Source organism: Virgibacillus sp. LDC1, assembly GCF_025792345.1.
Lineage (GTDB): Bacteria > Bacillota > Bacilli > Paenibacillales > Paenibacillaceae > Paenibacillus_AQ > Paenibacillus_AQ lautus.
Map to the genome: position 1 here is coordinate 584201 of NZ_JAOXLZ010000001.1, position 17545 is coordinate 601745.

12 protein-coding genes are annotated in these 17545 nt (G+C 50.3%); all 12 read left to right on the forward strand.

Going from position 1 to position 17545, the window contains the following annotated elements; translation table 11 throughout:
* The first annotated feature begins 212 nt into the window (after positions 1-212).
* The 12 genes from pflB (at position 213) to metG (ending at position 17300) form a co-directional block, all read left to right on the forward strand.
* Positions 213-2459, forward strand: a complete 2247-nt coding sequence (gene pflB / locus OHJ21_RS02675) for a formate C-acetyltransferase (protein ID WP_100536210.1) — start codon at positions 213-215, stop codon at positions 2457-2459.
* 43 nt (positions 2460-2502) lie between these two features.
* On the forward strand, positions 2503-3246 hold the full coding sequence (gene pflA / locus OHJ21_RS02680; RefSeq protein ID WP_100536211.1) for a pyruvate formate-lyase-activating protein: 744 nt from the start codon (positions 2503-2505) through the stop codon (positions 3244-3246).
* A 206-nt stretch (positions 3247-3452) separates the two neighbouring features.
* Positions 3453-4811, forward strand: coding sequence for an ABC transporter substrate-binding protein (locus OHJ21_RS02685; RefSeq protein WP_100536212.1), 1359 nt, complete (start codon positions 3453-3455; stop codon positions 4809-4811).
* Between the two features lie 91 nt (positions 4812-4902).
* Positions 4903-5787, forward strand: coding sequence for a carbohydrate ABC transporter permease (locus OHJ21_RS02690; RefSeq protein ID WP_100536213.1), 885 nt, complete (start codon positions 4903-4905; stop codon positions 5785-5787).
* Entirely contained in the window at positions 5787-6614 is an 828-nt protein-coding gene (locus tag OHJ21_RS02695) for a carbohydrate ABC transporter permease (protein ID WP_100536214.1), read from the forward strand. The genes OHJ21_RS02690 and OHJ21_RS02695 overlap by 1 nt, the downstream gene beginning before the upstream one ends.
* Before the next feature lie 22 nt (positions 6615-6636).
* Entirely contained in the window at positions 6637-8493 is a 1857-nt protein-coding gene (locus OHJ21_RS02700; protein WP_100539306.1) for a cache domain-containing sensor histidine kinase, read from the forward strand.
* Entirely contained in the window at positions 8471-9256 is a 786-nt protein-coding gene (locus OHJ21_RS02705) for a response regulator transcription factor (protein WP_100536215.1), read from the forward strand. Before OHJ21_RS02700 ends, OHJ21_RS02705 begins: the two co-directional genes overlap by 23 nt.
* Positions 9257-9355: 99 nt before the next feature.
* Positions 9356-10996, forward strand: a complete 1641-nt coding sequence (gene nagZ / locus OHJ21_RS02710) for a beta-N-acetylhexosaminidase (RefSeq protein WP_100539307.1) — start codon at positions 9356-9358, stop codon at positions 10994-10996.
* Between the two features lie 155 nt (positions 10997-11151).
* On the forward strand, positions 11152-13884 hold the full coding sequence (locus OHJ21_RS02715) for a copper amine oxidase N-terminal domain-containing protein (protein ID WP_100536216.1): 2733 nt from the start codon (positions 11152-11154) through the stop codon (positions 13882-13884).
* Positions 13885-14113: 229 nt separating this feature from the next.
* Positions 14114-14584, forward strand: coding sequence for a Fur family transcriptional regulator (locus OHJ21_RS02720; protein WP_100536217.1), 471 nt, complete (start codon positions 14114-14116; stop codon positions 14582-14584).
* Positions 14581-14838, forward strand: a complete 258-nt coding sequence (gene yidD / locus OHJ21_RS02725; RefSeq protein WP_076320856.1) for a membrane protein insertion efficiency factor YidD — start codon at positions 14581-14583, stop codon at positions 14836-14838. The genes OHJ21_RS02720 and yidD overlap by 4 nt, the downstream gene beginning before the upstream one ends.
* 473 nt (positions 14839-15311) lie before the next feature.
* Positions 15312-17300 (forward strand): methionine--tRNA ligase, encoded by a 1989-nt coding sequence (gene metG / locus OHJ21_RS02730; protein WP_100536218.1) that lies wholly within the window; start codon positions 15312-15314, stop codon positions 17298-17300.
* Positions 17301-17545 lie beyond the last annotated feature (245 nt).

Genomic DNA, 17545 nt, shown 5'->3' on the forward strand with positions numbered 1-17545 from the left:
GATTATTATCACAGATACAAGAGATCAACAGGACTACAATAAAGGTGTAGAAGGAAGCTGAATCTCAGATCTTTGATATAGAAGCTTGAAGGCACAAGGCGGGGTAGTTGCATCATTGGTCGTGAAAATAATCACATTTAAAGATCTGAGATAGATCAAGGTGTGGCCCCGCCTGTCCTTGCAAGCCCCAGCAAATCTAGGAGGGATTCGATATGTCGGTGATTGAAAAAGAAGCAGGCTGGAAAGGTTTTAAATCAGGTAAATGGACCAAGCGAATTGACGTTAATGATTTTATTGCAGAGAACATTACTCCCTATTATGGCTCTGATGAATTTTTGGCAGGACCCACGGATAACACCAAAGCACTGTGGGATATCGTATCGGATTTAACCATAAGGGAACGGGACAACGGCGGGGTTCTGGACGTGGATGTCCATACACCTTCAACCATCACCTCCCATCAACCTGGCTATTTGGATAAGGATAAAGAACAGATTGTCGGCGTTCAGACCGATGAGCCGTTCAAGCGCTCGATTCAACCTTTTGGCGGGATCCGGATGATGATTGATGCGTGCAACGCATACGGCTTTGAAATGCCGCAGGCCGTTGTGGACATCTTTAACGGCATCCGCAAAACGCATAATCAAGGCGTGTTTGACGCCTATACTCCTGAGATGAGAGCAGCGCGCAAGGCCGGGATTATTACGGGACTTCCTGATGCGTACGGTCGCGGACGTATCATCGGTGACTATCGCAGAATATCGTTATACGGTGTAGATGCACTGATTCAGGACAAATTGAGAGAACTCGCCGAGCTTGAAGTGGATGCCATGGATGAGCCGGTTATCCGTTTGCGCGAAGAATTGTCTGAACAAATGCGGGCACTCAAGGAACTGAAGGAAATGGCGGGTATGCACGGTTTTGACATTTCCAAGCCTGCGAATACGGCGAAGGAAGCATTCCAGTGGTTGTATTTCGGTTATTTGGCTGCGATCAAGGAACAGAATGGCGCTGCGATGTCGCTTGGCCGGGTATCTTCTTTCCTTGATATTTATATTCAGCGGGATCTGGCTGAAGGCAAGCTGACGGAAGAGACAGCCCAGGAATTGGTCGACCATTTCGTTATGAAACTTCGGATCGTGAAATTCCTGCGTACGCCGGATTATAACGAGCTGTTCAGCGGGGATCCGACGTGGGTGACGGAATCCATCGGCGGGATGTCGGTAAACGGTGAGACGAGGGTGACCAAGAACAGCTTCCGTTTCCTGCACACCCTGTACAATTTGGGACCTGCTCCGGAACCGAACTTGACGGTGCTGTGGTCGGAGAAGCTGCCGGAAGCCTTCAAAAAATACTGTTCGAAGGTTTCGATCGAAACCAGTTCGATTCAATACGAGAATGATGATCTCATGCGTCCGATCTACGGAGACGATTACGGCATCGCCTGCTGTGTATCCGCCATGCGCATCGGGAAGCAGATGCAGTTCTTCGGAGCCAGAGCGAACCTTGCCAAAGCGCTGCTGTATGCGATCAACGGCGGTAAGGATGAGAAATCCGGCGCCCAGGTTGGACCGGAATATCCGGCCATCACCGCCGAGGTTCTGAGTTATGATGAAGTCATGAAGCGATTCAAGCCGATGATGGAATGGCTCGCGAAGCTCTATATGAATACACTCAACGTTATCCATTACATGCATGACAAATACAGCTATGAACGGATTGAGATGGCGCTTCACGACCGGGATATCCTGCGCACGATGGCATGCGGCATCGCAGGCCTGTCCGTAGCAGCGGATTCACTGAGCGCGATTAAATATGCGAAGGTGAAGCCGGTACGCAACGAGCAAGGGATTGCGGTGGATTTTGAAATCGAAGGCGAGTTCCCTTGCTACGGCAACAACGATGATCGCGTGGATAGCATCGCCGTTGAGTTGGTCGAAGCCTTCATGAGCATGATTCGCAAGCACAAGGCTTACCGTGATGCCATGCCGACCCAATCGGTGCTCACGATTACGTCGAACGTCGTATACGGCAAGAAGACAGGAACCACGCCGGATGGACGTAAGGCAGGCGAGCCGTTTGCTCCGGGCGCGAATCCGATGCACGGACGCGATAAGAAGGGAGCTCTCGCTTCGCTGACCTCCGTGGCCAAGCTGCCTTATGAGGACAGCCTCGACGGCATCTCGAATACGTTCTCGATCGTGCCCAAAGCACTTGGTAAAGAGAGTGATATCCGTGTGAACAACCTGGTTTCGATGCTGGACGGTTATTTTGGCAGCAAAGCGCACCATCTGAACGTCAACGTATTTGACCGGGAGCAGCTGATCGATGCGATGGAGCATCCGGAGAATTATCCGCAGTTAACGATCCGGGTATCCGGATATGCGGTCAACTTCGTCAAACTGACGCGCGAACAGCAGCTCGATGTCATCAACCGTACGTTCCACGGATCGATGTAAGAATGGAAGACAACCATAGCGGATACAGAAAGGATGACGCACCATGCTAAAAGGTCATGTACACTCCATAGAAACGTTCGGAACGGTGGACGGTCCGGGTATCCGCTTTGTGCTCTTCATGCAGGGCTGCCTCTTGAAGTGTCAATACTGCCATAATCCGGATACCTGGGGACTGCATGAAGGACGCGAGATGACGGTGGAGGACGTGCTGGCTGAGATTGAACCTTATCTGAGCTACTACCGTTCATCGGGCGGCGGATTAACCGTCTCCGGCGGTGAGCCGACATTGCAGTATCCTTTTGTCACAGAGCTGTTCAAGGAAGTAAAGCGCCGCTGGAATTTGCATACAACGCTGGACAGCAACGGCTATAATGAACCGGAGAAAATATCGGAATTGTTGGAGTTTACCGACTTGGTGCTGCTTGATCTGAAGCATATCAACGACGAGAAGCATATTAAGCTTACCGGGAAGTCCAATGAAAGGACGTTAAAGACCGCCCGCTGGCTGTCTGACCATGATCGGAACATGTGGGTCCGGCACGTCTATGTGCCGGGCATCCATGATAGCGAGGACGACTTGATTGCACTCGGTCAATTCATCCGGACGCTGCACGGCGTGGAGAAATTCGAAATCTTGCCTTACCATCAGATGGGTGTGTACAAATGGAAGGAGCTCGGCATGGCTTATCCATTGGAGGGCGTGCCTTCTCCGTCCGAGGAAGAAGTGGCACGCGCTTACCGGTTGATTGGCGAGATACCCGAGAAAATACAGACTGTCCAGAATTAATGCCACCCGTATAATACTAAACATAATATGTTATGATTAATAACAATAACCTTTCCTAGATATGGAAGGGTTATTGTTTTTTGTAGAGGATTTTATCCCTTGGATAGAAAAATATCGACCTATCGAAAAGTGGAATCGCTTTCTATAATGAAGATGTAAGGAAAGCGCCTATCAAGTATACAAACACTTCGGGAGGGTCAAAGACAATGAAGAAAAAGGGTCTGGCATTATTCATGTCGCTTCTGTTCGTCTCATCCACGCTTTTGTCTGCATGCGGCGGCGGTGACAAGGCAGCAGAAAAACCGTCAGGTGGTTCGGAAGGAACGGTGAGCAATGAGCCGTTTGAAATCACCATTCGCCATACGCAAGTAGGTGAATCCAAGAAGTTCCGTCTCGCATTGCTGAACGATGTGGTCAGTAAAACCGAAGAGGCGGTGCCCGGACTGAAAATCAAGCTGGACGCTGTAGACTCTGAAGTGAACCGTAAAGAGAAGTTGAGAGGCGAGATGGCAGCCGGTAAGCCGCCGGAAGTATTCGACGTGTTCGGCAGCCCGGATGCAGGCGTATATTCCAAAGAAGGCTTGATGCTCGATTTGACTCCGATTTTGGATGAACTGGGCATTAAAGACAAATTTACGACACTGGACCCGTTCACACATGACGGCAAGATCTACGGATTGCCAATTGGCGGTTCCATTGAAGGTATTTTCTATAACAAGGATTACTTCACACAAAAAGGCCTGAGTGTTCCAAAAACATTGGCCGAACTGGAGCAAATTGCCGAAACGATCAAAGCCGACGGCAAGATTCCTTTTGCGCAATCCTCCAAGGATGCTTGGATTCCACTCATGACCACGAATAACCTGTGGAGCTACTATGCAGGTGCGGAGGTTACTTATGGCTTCAAGACCGGAGAAACCAAATGGACGGATCCGAAAGTCGTGGAAGGTGTGAAGAAGCATCAGGAATGGGTGGAAAAAGGGTACTTCAAAAAAGGCGAGCTCGGCTTCGAATACGCGGATATGAGAAACCAAATGATCACCGGCGAAGCCGTCATGATGATGGACGGATCGTGGGCAAACTCCGTATTTAGAGATCCGGCTCAAGCAGGTGATATGGTAGGTAAGGTCGGCTACTTCAACTTGCCTCCGGTTAATGAAGGCGACCCTGTCATCGTCATGCAGGACGCAAACAACGGATATGGATTCTCCGCAGCGGTAGCAGAAGATCCTCGTAAACTTCAAGCGGTTAAAGAATTCATTAAAAATATGTGGACAGATGAGATGCAGCTTCGCGGACTGAAAGAAGACGGTGTACTGCCGGCCATGAAGATGGATCTGGCAACAATGAACTCCACTTCGGATGATCCGCTTATGCAGGACATTTTCAAAGGCGTCAGTGAGATCAACAAATCCTTCCCTGCCTTTGATGCACTTGTTCAAGCAGACGTGAACACCGCACTGAGCATGGGAATTCAGCAGGTCATCGGCGGCGAGCTTGATGCCGAGAAGATGCTGGAGAATGTGCAAGCAGCGCAAGAAGCGGCTAATGCTTCAGAGGAATAACTAAAATTCTAGACGAAAGGGCACCACCCGCTGCGGTACATGGGGGTGCCCTTTCGCCTAAACAACATCAGACATAAATACGGAGGTTACCATGAACAAAGCGCTGAGAAATCCTCTGATTTACATCGTTTTTGTGCTGCCGGCATTCTTGCTGTTTCTGGCTTTTTTCATATACCCGATCTTTACTGCGTTTGACAACAGTTTTACGAGCTGGAACGGCATTTCCAAAGATGTGAAGTACATTGGGTTCGATAACTATGTGACCGCCTTGAATGACGATGCTTTTTGGAAGGCTGTCAGGAACAACGTTTATTTCATTCTCTTTTCCTGTTTAATCCAGGTTCCGACAATCGTATTCTTCTCCCTGTTAATCGCAAACGTGAAGCGGTTGAAGGGGCTTTATAAAACGGCGGTTTTCGCACCATCCATCATGTCGACGGCTGTGATCGGCATTTTATGGGGATTCATTTACAACCCGGACTTTGGTCTGATGAATGAGATTTTAGGGCTGGTTGGAATTGAACCCATCTACTGGTTATCGGATAGCAAATGGGCCATGATTGCCATCCTGATCACGAATGCGTGGCAATGGACCGGCTTTTACATCGTGATGGTGCTTGCCGCAATTTTATCCATACCCAAAGAGCTTGATGAGGCTGCGGCAATGGATGGAGCGACAGGCGTCCAAAGAGCAACCAAAATCACGCTTCCATTAATTATGCCAATTATCTCTGTTGTAATCATGCTTTCGATTGCGGGAGCCATGAAAGCGGCGGACATTATTCTGGTTATGACTAAGGGCGGGCCGGCCGGCTCAACCGACGTTATGGCGACATATATGATTCGATATGCGATTACAAGCTTCAAGCATGGCTTTGGCAATTCGATCGCCGTGCTGATCTTCCTCTTCACAATTATCGTAACGGTGCTCTACCAGGTGCTGATCGCAAGACGCAACGAAAGGATTGAATACTGATGAGAGCAATAAAGAAACTGATCCCGCACATTTTTCTGATGGCATACCTGCTCGTCATACTGTATCCATTCCTGTTCGTCCTGTTCTCTTCCGTGAAGGTAGATAACCAGTCCATTGCAACGAACCCTTTTGGTTTGCCTAGCACGCTGGTATTTGATAACTATGTGAACGCATGGGTGAGCGCCAAGATTAGCACGTATTTCTGGAACAGCTTATACATCGGCGTGCTGTCAGCTTGCTTGTCGATTCTGTTTGCGGCGATGCTGGCCTTTGCCGTGACGCGGATGAGATACAACCGGATCAGCGCCATCGTCTTTCAATGTATTTTGATAGGCATGCTGATTCCGAATAACTCTCTCATGCTGCCGATATATGGCATGATGAGGCAGTTGGATATTTTGAATACGCATATGGCTCTGATTCTGCCGTATGTTGCCAATGCCATCCCGTTCTCGGTTATTATACTGGCTGCCTTTATGCGCTCGCTGCCCGGTGAAATCGAGGAGGCTGCGGTTATTGATGGATTGAGGTCCGGAGGGTTGTTTGCTAGAATTATCTTACCTCTGACCGTTCCGGCCATCGTTACCGTATTTATCATCAATTTCCTCGGTAACTGGAACGAATTCTTGCTTGCTAACTACTTCCTATCGAATGATGAACTGAGAACGCTGCCTGTCGGAATGGTCGGTTTCAGAGACGCCTACAATATGAACTACGCACAAATGTCTGCGGGTATCATATTCAGCGTGCTGCCGGTCCTTATCATTTATGCCGTTCTGCAAGAGAAGATCATTGAAGGCGTCACCGCAGGAAGCGTCAAGGGGTAATCCTAGGAGCAGGAGCATGCGTATGAATTTGCGGAACAAACTATTCACGGCCTTTTTGGGGCTCATTATTATTCCGTTATTTGTGCTGGGCCTATTTACATTCTTTATTACCTACAATTCGATAGAGGAAAAGTACAGCCAGCAGGCCGAATATTCGCTCAAAGCGATCAGCTACAGCATTCTGAGCGTGTTTAAGGAGATGGAGTACGTCACGGATAACGGGATTGCCACCTCCGTCTTCGCCATGGCGCTGAACGCCAAGGATCCCGATGCGCAGAACCTGATTAAGGAATCCAATGCGGACCAGCTGAAATTGAACGACAGACAGCGGAGCTTTCGGAATCTTTTATATAATCATCCAGCGATCAGTTATGCGTTTTTATATCATTTTAATAAAGAGTCATCACCGATTCCTATATTCAGTAAAGAAGATTTCAGGACGCTGCCTTATGAAGAGTTTAAGAATAGTCCCTTATATGAAGAGGTGGTTCAGCTAAACGGGATTCCCAAATGGCTGGCTCCTCACGAATTTCCGGAATTAACGGGGGCGGAGCCGGTATTTACGCAGATCAGGTTGATTAAGGATGTCACGACACTCCGCAAACTGGGGATTCTTGTGGTCCAGATCAAGAGGTGGGAGTTTGAAGAGATTTTCCGTAATCTGACACTGCCTAACAATCTGCAGAACACATCTTTTATGTTGGTCAACAATGAAGGCTTCATTTTATTTGACCCAAAAAACGATATGGATGGTCAAAATATCAGCCAATATATGAAGCGTGACGTTGAGTTTAAGCAAGGCTACCAAAGCTTTAAAGCCAAGTTTAACGGGAAAGAGAATATTGTTTCCATCTATCATCTGAATGATTACGGCTGGAATCTCGTCTCGGTGACCGACTGGAACTCGCTCTCACAGGAGGTTACTTCCTTTGCCAAGTGGTTCTTCGTCATTATGGGCCTCTGTCTGGTTACCGCGATTGTGTTCAACCGTCTATTCATGAATCGGATTACCGGGACGATCGCTGTTATCGTGCGGTTTATGCGCCGCGTGGAGGATGGGGATTTGAACGCGAGAGTTGAAGAGAAGGGAGAAGATGAGCTGCTGCTGCTGTCGAAAGGGTTCAACAACTTGATGAACCGGATCAACAATCTGTTTGCGCAGATCAAAAAGGAGCAGAGGCAGAAAACCGACGCGGAGATGCGTGTGCTGCAGGCGCAGATTAAGCCGCACTTCCTTTTTAACACCTTGGAATCGATCAATGTTCTCGCTGTCCAGAATGAAGGACGGAAGGTCAGTGAGATGGTTTACCGGCTTGCCAGCATCTTGCGGATTAGTATACAGGAGAAGGAAGAAATTACGCTGGATGAAGAAATCAGGCACTTGCAGAGTTATCTTGAAATCCAGAAGTTTCGGTTCGAGGACCTGTTCGAATACGAGATTGACGTGCCGAAAGAGCTTATGCACAGCCGCATCTTGAAGCTGACGCTGCAGCCGCTGGTTGAGAACAGCATACAGCATGGCTTTGAAGGCATTTCTTATACGGGATGGATACGGATCTCTGCATGGAAGGAGCTCGGTAATGTCATCATTCGGGTAGAGGATAACGGACTCGGCATGACCTCTGAGCAGTTGTCCATGTTTGAATATATGGTGTCCGAGGATAACGGATCCGAACAGACGACGATGCAGAATCTCAAAGTGAACCAGGAACGACGGGGACTTGGACTGCGGAGCGTGGCTGACCGGCTTAGAATTCAGTACGGGGATTATTACGGTCTGTTCATATGCTCAAGCCGCTCCGGCGGCACCGTTATACAATGCGTCATACCCAATTATGATAGGGGGGAAGGGCAGCATGTTGAAGGCATTATTAGTTGATGATGAGGCTCCCATCCTGAACAATCTCAGCAAGGTTCTGCCTTGGGAAGAGATGGGCATGAAGGTTGTCGGACTTGCCCGAAGCGGGATGGAAGCACTTGAAGTAGCGGATCAGTATAATCCCGATCTGATCCTGTGTGATATCCGGATGCCCGTCATGGATGGACTGTCCTTTATTACGAAGATCCGGGAGAAAGGAAGCCGGGCGGAAATCTTTTTGCTGACGGGGTATCAGGAGTTTGAATATGCACGGGAAGCGATTAAGCTGGGCGTCAAGGACTACATCAGCAAGCCGATTCATTACGGAGAACTCGAGATGAAGATTCGGGAGATCGGGGAGGAGATCCGCAAGAAAAGGGCGAAAGAGAAGTATTACAGCACCGTTTCGCTTATTGATGAGGCTCCGAATCCCGAAGCTGTAAAGAAAACGCCGGAACAATTGGTAACGTCGGCTTTGGAGTATATCAATACCCATATGGGGCAGGATTTGGGGATTGAGGAGCTTTCGGAGCATCTGGGCATCAGCTCCAGCTACTTCTGTTTATTGTTCAAGAACCATGTCGGACTTACCTTTGTGGAGTACCTGACGAGACAGCGGATGGAGGCTGCCAAGTTCCTGCTGGTGAACAGCGATAAGAATATCGCTCAGATCGGCTCCTTTGTCGGTTATCATGAGCGGCGGTATTTTACCAAGGTATTTCAAAAGGCTACCGGCATGACGCCATCCGAATTTCGGGAAATGTCCGGGGAGGCAACGGTATAGGTTTTGATAGGACCCATGCAGGCTGCTAAAGTCATCACTAGGTCAATCCCGCCTGGCTTGCAAAGTCCTCTAAATTGATGGAAGGTAGGTATGGAATCAATGAAATGGACGGCAGCAGATTTATCGTTAGAACAAAAGGTAGGACAAATGTTTATATGCGGCTTCAACGCACTGACGCCGAATGAGCATGCCAAAATCCTGATCGAACAATATCAGGTCGGGGGCATCTGCTATTTTCGCCGGAACGTGAAAACGCTGCCTCAGCTTGCCGAGCTGTCGGAGTCCTTGCAGCAGCTCGCATCGGACAGCCAAAAGTTCCCGCTTCTGATCTCGATTGATCAAGAGGGTGGTATGGTCGCACGAATTGATCATGAAGGCATCAGCCGCATTCCGGGGAATATGGCGCTTGGAGCAGCGGGCAGCGCGGAGGATTCGTACAGGGTAGCGCAAATCGGGGCGCGCGAATTGCGTTCACTCGGTGTAAACATGAATTTCGCTCCTTGCCTCGATGTGAACAACAATCCTCGTAATCCGGTCATCGGCGTGCGTTCCTTCGGCGAAGATCCCCAAGCTGTTGCCGCTCTTGGGACTGCGGCGATTAAGGGATACCAGGAAGAAGGCGTATCCGCTACGGCTAAGCACTTTCCGGGGCATGGCGACACTAGCGTCGATTCTCATCTCGGGCGGGCTTCTGTACCGCATGATTTGGAACGGCTCCGCAGCGTGGAATTGTATCCGTTCGCGCAAGCGATCCAGGGCGGCGTGGATGCCATCATGACGGCTCACGTCAGTTTCCCGGCGATAGAGCCGAGTGATCTGCCTGCTACGCTCTCTCATGCCGTGTTAACGGGCTTGCTGAGGGAAGAGATGGGGTTTGAAGGACTGATCGTAACGGACTGCCTTGAGATGCATGCAATCTCCAAAGAGTACGGAATTCCGGAGGGCGCGATACGCGCGATCGAAGCGGGTGCGGACTGCGTACTGGTCAGCCATAATCTATCCGAGCAGACGGCGGCGATTACGGCCGTCATTGAGGCTGTCCGCAGCGGAAGACTTTCAGAGGATCTGATCGATACAGCTGTAGAGCGGATATTGGCGCTTAAGCAGCGTAATGCGAAGCTCGCAGAGGAGCTTCCGGTCTACCCGATTGGCGAGGTTTCGGAAGAGACCAAACAATGGCTGGCTCAAATCGCAGGCAGAGGCATCACGCTGGTGAAAGACGAAGGGCAGCTGCCTCTTAAGCCGGAGCAGGCCGTCGCGGTGATCTGGCCTGAACTGCTTCAGGCAACCCAGGTGGATGAAGCATGGAGCAAGAGCTACACCTTAGGGGATGCCTTTAGAAGTTACGGGGTTCAGGCAGACGATCTGCGTGTCGGAACGGATATGTCCGATGAAGAGGTAGAGCAAGCCGTTAAGGCAGCTGAAGGATATAAACAGATTGTAGTCGCTACGTACACCTCGGAGAGCCGTCTTCCTGCTGGCCAGCAGAAGCTGGTGAACAAGCTGGCTGAACTTGAGGATGTGGCACTTGTTATCGTCGCTACCCGTAATCCCTATGATATCAATGATCTTCCGCCGGTTCCGACGTATGTTTGCAGCTACGAGAACACACCTTATTATATGAATGCAGCCGCGGGCGTCTTGATCGGACAGGTTAAGCCTGAGGGTAAGCTCCCGGTAGGGATCAGCGAGACTTATCCGCTAGGCTGGAGATGTAATGAGGACTATGTCAATAATTAAATAAAGGTTGCTGGAACCGGAGTCTTCCTACCTAGGAATGCTCCGGTTTTCCTATTTTCCAGCCATTTCTGAGCAACTTTTCGGGAAAGTCCGCGTCTAATAGTATGTCCAATAGAGGCAGACAGACTATACTGAGAGTTTTAAAGGAGTAGAGAATGAATTTCAAGAGAATCTCGATGATTACAGTCCTTGCCGCGGCCCAGGTATCCATGGCATTTCCCGCGGCAGCTGAATCACCGGATATTACAGCTCCGGCGCTAAATAGCCAGTCAGCGCTGCAGTCCCCGGTGGAAGGACAAAGCCAGCAGAGTGGAGAACAACAGACGGACTTGCAGCAAGCGGAGGAAACATCGGCAACGCCAAAGGAAACACCTTCTGATTCAGTCGAAGGCACGATTAGCGATCCGAATGCCGAACCTTCTGCACCAAATGAACAGCAGGAGGACACGCAAAACGATCCTTCCGATAATGAAGTATCTGAGAACGAAGAAGGAAGTCCGGCCGAAGGCAAGCCCGAAGTCGGCATTACCAATGCAGCCGCTAATGAACTGGTGCTGTTGATGAACAGCAATGTGATGTACCATAACGGCAAGCAGTACAAAGCGGGACAGCCGATGGCCGTGAAGCAAGGGGTATCCTATGTCGCCATTCGCGCCATGGTTGAGCGCGCAGGACTTAAGCTGTCTTACGATAATAAGACGAAGGAAACCATTATCATTAAGGATGGCAATGAGCTACGATTCACGACAGGAAGCAGCCATTATAAAGTCAACGGACAGGTGCGTCCGATGAAAGGCCCTGCCTACCAAAGCAACAACGTGTTTATGGTTCCGCTGACCGCGATCACTCAAGCGCTTGATATTCCATACACGGTGAACCAACCGGAGAAGAAAGTGATTCTCGATCTGTCCGGAATGGGCAGCGGCAGCAATAGCGGCGAACAGCCGGGGGGCAGCAGCGGCGGCGGATCCGGCAGCGAGGTTCCGAACATACCGAACCTCGGTCCGAATGACCTGATCCTGATGATGAACAGCAACAAGATGTATCAGAACGGAAAAGCGTATACCGCCGGACAGCCTATGGCAGTCAAGAATGGCGTATCCTATGTCGCGATTCGATCCCTCGTCGACCGTGTTGGCCTGAAGCTGACCTATGACGGCAAGACAAAGGAAACGATTATTATCCGAGGTAACGATGAGCTGCGCTTTAAGACGAACAGCAGCGTGTACACCGTAAACGGGGTCAGAAAATCGATGAAGGGACCGGCATACCAGTCCAACAATACGTTCATGGTGCCGCTGACCAGCATCACGCAGGCGCTGGACATCACCTATCGGGTGGACCAGCCGAACAAACGGGTTATTCTTACCCTGAGCGCAAAGCCGGTAGCTTCCTTCACGGTGCAGCCTAGTGAGATCCTTGCCGGACAAACAAGGGTTACGTATAAGACGAATGCCTATTCGCCGACGGGCCTGGCTATCGTTGACGAGCATTGGGAAGGCCGGGAAGAGATTTTTGACGAACCCGGCGTGCATACGGTTTCCTACTCGGTACAGGATTCCAGCGGGGAGTGGAGCGACCCGTATATATTGAGCATCCAAGTATCCGCACCGAATACGCCGCCTGTGGCCATGTTTGAAACGGATAAACAGGAATATAAGATCGGTGAGAAAATAACGTACATGAATATGAGTTATGACAACGATCCTGGCGATGAGCTTTCGTATAAGTGGGAAAACAATGATCAGGCCTTTTTTACGGCAGGACCGCATAAAGTGCTGTTGATTGTTACCGATAAACATGGAGCGACCAGCTCATACGAGAAGATTATTAACGTAACGAGCGAAGTATTGTATACGCGTGATCAATTCAATCAATTGTTTACGGGCATCGGCGACAAATACACCTTTGACGGATCCGCAGTGCCGACATGGAATCTGATGCCGATTACAAGAAGCTCCGAACCTTATCTGTTGATCCGCAGCAACTCACCGGAAACCGTCTATCAAGAGGGTATCGTCTACCGCGAGGTCGGCAATGCCAGCACGCGGTTTATGATTCACCACTTGAACGCAACCGGGAAGAACATGAAGATGTACGTCGTCGCCACCAATATCAACACCATGACGGCGCGTCTGACAACCGAGTATACGGGAATAGGCGGTCCGATTAATATTCCGACTGCCACGGGAAAAGCGGCTGTTCAGCGCTACCTCGAGTCCATGCAATCAGCTGATTCATTCAAGACGATTTCGCTCGCCCCTGGGGAAAGCCGGGTCATTCTGCAAGACTTGAGCGCGCAAACCATGAAGAATCAGCAGGTGCTCTCCATGTTTGCTGATCTCTATTCGGATTCGCCGATCCGGTATGATGTCATCATGATTGATGAAGCCAAGGATCCGATTCAAAAGCTTCCTTACCTGAAGCTTCATCCGAGCGATGGCGTTCATAACCGGGGAACGTACCCGGACTCGACACGGATCATTGAATCCTATGATCTGGTTGGCAACACGCCTACCCGTCTTGCGCTTGGTGACAAGACAAACGATCCGAATCTGGAAGGATATGATGGCATTAACGGTTCATATCAATCCAATGCCGGGAACTTCGGCGTCCTGTACAAAATCAAGCTGCACCGCGTAGCGCCCAATACGCTGATCACGCTGAATCCGCGCGGAGGCAAATACATGGGGGCAATGATGGTGAACGGAAATATCATTCAGACGCCGAATACAAGCGGAGGCGCTGTATCTGCACCGAATGAAGCTGCCGTTCTCTATCGGACGGGGAATTACGAGCAGACCGTGGAAATTCTGTTTACGGCGGCACCGGGAAGCAGTTTGCCAATCAACATTCTGTTCCAGCCGCTTCCGCAAGTGAAGAACTAATCCATTATTTATTCGTAATAGAGGGACAGCCTACAGCCAGCACATGGTTAGGGCTGTCCTTTTTGTTGGCACTCTCCAAGGGATCACGTCAAATGCCGATCGTTTCGCGTTCCAGCGGCGCAGTATCTTGGAGGCGTTTAGCCTATACACAACCGCTTTCATTGACGCTGTCTTATTTTTCAGGCATTATAAGAAGAGAGTATCTTCAAGTAGAGGAGGTTACCTCCGTATGCTTACGACGGAACAGATCATCGACGCCATGTCGGAACATGGGCTGCGCATTACCGATCAGCGCAAGACGCTTGCCAAATTGTTTGGGGAACATCCTGGATATTTGACGGCCAAGGATGTGTACGAATATATGGGCCAGAAGTACAGCGGTTTAAGCTTTGATACGGTGTACCGGAATCTTCGGGTATTGTACGAGTTAGGCGTATTGGAGCAGGTTGTGTTCGAGGAAGGCATCAAGTTTCGAGGACGCTGCAGCGAAGAACATCACCATCATCACATGATCTGCCTGCAGTGCCAGAAGACGTACCCGATTACGTTCTGCCCGATGCAGCTGACCGATGCACCGGATGATTTCCAGGTGGTTCAGCATAAATTCGAAGTGTTCGGTTACTGCAGGGATTGCGGCAAGGACAATACCGATAAGGAAACGTCTCCAGCCAGTGGTGGTAAGAGGGATAGCCGGGCATGAGCACGGCACGCAGAGTGGTGAAGGTGCCGATCCACTTCTATCGGAAATTCATTTCTCCGTTGAAACCGGCGACCTGCCGATTCTATCCAACCTGCTCGGCCTATGCTCTCGAAGCAATTGAGGTGCACGGCGCGCTCAAGGGCTCCTGGCTGGCAGCAAAGCGAATAGCGAGATGCCATCCGTTTCATCCTGGCGGCATTGACATGGTTCCGCCGCGCAAGGATAAGGTATCGTCTTCATTGACAGAGAAATAGCGTTTTTGGGGCATCCTACTCGATATGGGACGGAATGCAGCTGTCTTTAGACATATCAGTCCTTCGGATCGCGCTTAACCTTGACACGCCGCAGCCGGTTTGATTAAAATGTAAGAAATTATAGGTATATCCGAGGAAGAGATAAGTACGAAAAGCTTGCCTTGAACAGAGAGCCGGAGCAGCTGGAAACCGGTCTTGGCGAATTTCGGAAAATGGTCTTGGAGGATCCGCTTTTGAGCGCTGCAGTCCGGGTAATCAGGCTGCCGTAAAGAAGCGGCGTGAGCCAGCGTTAATGGACTGCCGGATGACGGCAGACGAGCCTGTTACCCGTAAGGGGACAGGGAATTTGGGTGGTAACACGTGAGAACAACTCTCGTCCCATAGGGACGGGGGTTTTTTGCTGTCTACTGCTGTTTTTCATCAAAAGAAATAGCCTGACACGACAATTCATTTCACGGTAAAGGAAGGTTACTATGGCAGACAAAAAGACGTTTTATATTACAACGCCAATCTATTATCCAAGCGACAAGCTGCATATCGGCCATGCTTATACTACGGTGGCCGGCGACGCCATGGCCCGCTACAAGCGGCTTCGTGGATACGATGTCCGTTATTTGACGGGGACCGACGAGCACGGACAGAAGATTGAACGCAAAGCGGCGGAGGCTGGAAAAACCCCGCAGCAGTTCGTTGACGACATCGTGGCAGGCATCAAGGACCTGTGGAAAAAGCTGGACATATCCAACGAGGATTTCATTCGCACTACGGAGCAGCGGCACACCACCGTGGTGCAGGAGGTATTTGAACGTCTGCTGAAGCAGGATGACATCTACAAGGGTGAATACGAAGGCTGGTACTGCACGCCTTGTGAGTCATTCTTCCTGGAGCGTCAGCTTGTCAACGGCAACTGTCCGGACTGTGGACGACCCGTAGAGCTGGTGAAGGAAGAGAGCTACTTCTTCCGCATGAGCAAATATGTGGACCGCCTGCTTCAGTATTACGAGGAGAATCCGGATTTCATTCAGCCGGTATCCCGCAAGAATGAGATGATCAACAACTTCATTAAACCGGGTCTTGAGGATCTGGCTGTGTCCCGTACGACCTATGAGTGGGGCGTGAAGGTAAAGAGCGATCCGAAGCACGTGATTTATGTGTGGATTGACGCACTACTGAACTATATAACGGCACTCGGATACGGTACAGAGGACACCAGCCTGTATGACAAATACTGGCCGGCCGACGTACACCTGATGAGTAAGGAGATCGTGCGTTTCCATACGATCTATTGGCCGATCATTCTGATGGCGCTCGATGTTCCGCTTCCGAAAAAGGTGTTTGCTCACGGCTGGCTGCTGATGAAGGACGGGAAAATGTCCAAGTCCAAGGGGAATGTAGTCGATCCGGTTACGATGATAGACCGGTATGGTCTTGATGCGCTTCGTTATTACCTGCTGCGCGAAGTTCCATTCGGGGCGGACGGTACTTTTACGCCAGAAAGCTTCGTGGAGCGGGTGAACTCCGACCTGGCCAATGATTTGGGCAACCTGTTGAACCGTACCGTGGCCATGGTCGATAAATATTTTGACGGAGAAGTTCCGGCTTTCTCCGCAGGCGTAACGCCGTTTGATGCAGCAATCGAGGAAGCGGCTAAGTCGGTTTATGAGAAAGTCGAAACCGCTATGGAGAATATGGAATTTTCGGTTGCGCTGACGGCCATCAGCCAGTTTGTCAGCCGCAGCAACAAATATATCGATGAGACCCAGCCATGGACGCTGGCCAAAGACGAGGGCAAACGAAATGAACTGGCATCCGTCATGAGTCATTTGGTGGAGACGCTCCGCGTGGCATCGATCCTGCTGCAGCCGTTCCTGACCCGTACGCCGAAGAAAATGTGGGATCAGCTGGGCTTGGCAGAAGGCGAATGGACAACTTGGGAAAGCGGACGCCAGTTCGGAGCCATACCGGCTGGGACGAAGCTTCAAAAAGGCGAGCCGATATTCCCTCGCCTGGATACAGAGCTGGAAGTGGCATACATCGCAGAGGCGATGACAGGCGGTACGAAGGCCGCCCAGGAAGAGCCTTCGACCTCGGCAGTAGCTTCGCCCACCGATAGCTCGGAGGAGCCTGTGGAGCTTAAAGAGGAAATCGGGATTGAAGATTTTGCCAAGGTAGAACTGCGCGTAGCGCAGGTGATTGCTGCCGAGCCGGTCAAGAAAGCGGACAAACTCCTCAAGCTGCAGCTCGATCTCGGATTTGAGCAGCGGCAAGTGGTATCCGGCATTGCGAAGTTCTACACGCCGGAGGAATTGGTCGGACGCAAAGTGATTTGCGTAACGAACCTGAAACCGGTGAAGCTTAGAGGCGAAATGTCGCAAGGCATGATTCTGGCCGCCTCCCACGGTGACCAGCTGACGCTTGCAACGGTACCGGAGGGCATGCCTAACGGCGCAGTTGTTAAATAAAACGCTCTCGCATTGAATGAAGTCGCGATAGACGGTGTACCCTATTAAAGGGTACGCCGTTATTTTTTCCTTTAAGAGGTTGTTCAAAAAGTCCGCTTTTGATAAGGAAAACCTCTATCGAGGCCACTTCAAGGATGAGCGACCGCGATGGATAGGTAGGTTTTCTTGCGATATCGAATTTCATCAGTTCCACTGATAACTCATAAATTCTATATCTAACACGAAGCGAATCAGGAAGTAGTTCG

What these genes read in the sequence shown, in the direction of transcription:
- pflB (WP_100536210.1), top strand. Translation starts at nt 213, where the DNA reads ATGTCGGTGATTGAAAAAGAAGCAGGCTGGAAAGGTTTTAAATCAGGT.
- pflA (WP_100536211.1), top strand. Translation starts at nt 2,503, where the DNA reads ATGCTAAAAGGTCATGTACACTCCATAGAAACGTTCGGAACGGTGGAC.
- OHJ21_RS02685 (WP_100536212.1), top strand. Translation starts at nt 3,453, where the DNA reads ATGAAGAAAAAGGGTCTGGCATTATTCATGTCGCTTCTGTTCGTCTCA.
- OHJ21_RS02690 (WP_100536213.1), top strand. Translation starts at nt 4,903, where the DNA reads ATGAACAAAGCGCTGAGAAATCCTCTGATTTACATCGTTTTTGTGCTG.
- OHJ21_RS02695 (WP_100536214.1), top strand. Translation starts at nt 5,787, where the DNA reads ATGAGAGCAATAAAGAAACTGATCCCGCACATTTTTCTGATGGCATAC.
- OHJ21_RS02700 (WP_100539306.1), top strand. Translation starts at nt 6,637, where the DNA reads ATGAATTTGCGGAACAAACTATTCACGGCCTTTTTGGGGCTCATTATT.
- OHJ21_RS02705 (WP_100536215.1), top strand. Translation starts at nt 8,471, where the DNA reads ATGTTGAAGGCATTATTAGTTGATGATGAGGCTCCCATCCTGAACAAT.
- nagZ (WP_100539307.1), top strand. Translation starts at nt 9,356, where the DNA reads ATGAAATGGACGGCAGCAGATTTATCGTTAGAACAAAAGGTAGGACAA.
- OHJ21_RS02715 (WP_100536216.1), top strand. Translation starts at nt 11,152, where the DNA reads ATGAATTTCAAGAGAATCTCGATGATTACAGTCCTTGCCGCGGCCCAG.
- OHJ21_RS02720 (WP_100536217.1), top strand. Translation starts at nt 14,114, where the DNA reads ATGCTTACGACGGAACAGATCATCGACGCCATGTCGGAACATGGGCTG.
- yidD (WP_076320856.1), top strand. Translation starts at nt 14,581, where the DNA reads ATGAGCACGGCACGCAGAGTGGTGAAGGTGCCGATCCACTTCTATCGG.
- metG (WP_100536218.1), top strand. Translation starts at nt 15,312, where the DNA reads ATGGCAGACAAAAAGACGTTTTATATTACAACGCCAATCTATTATCCA.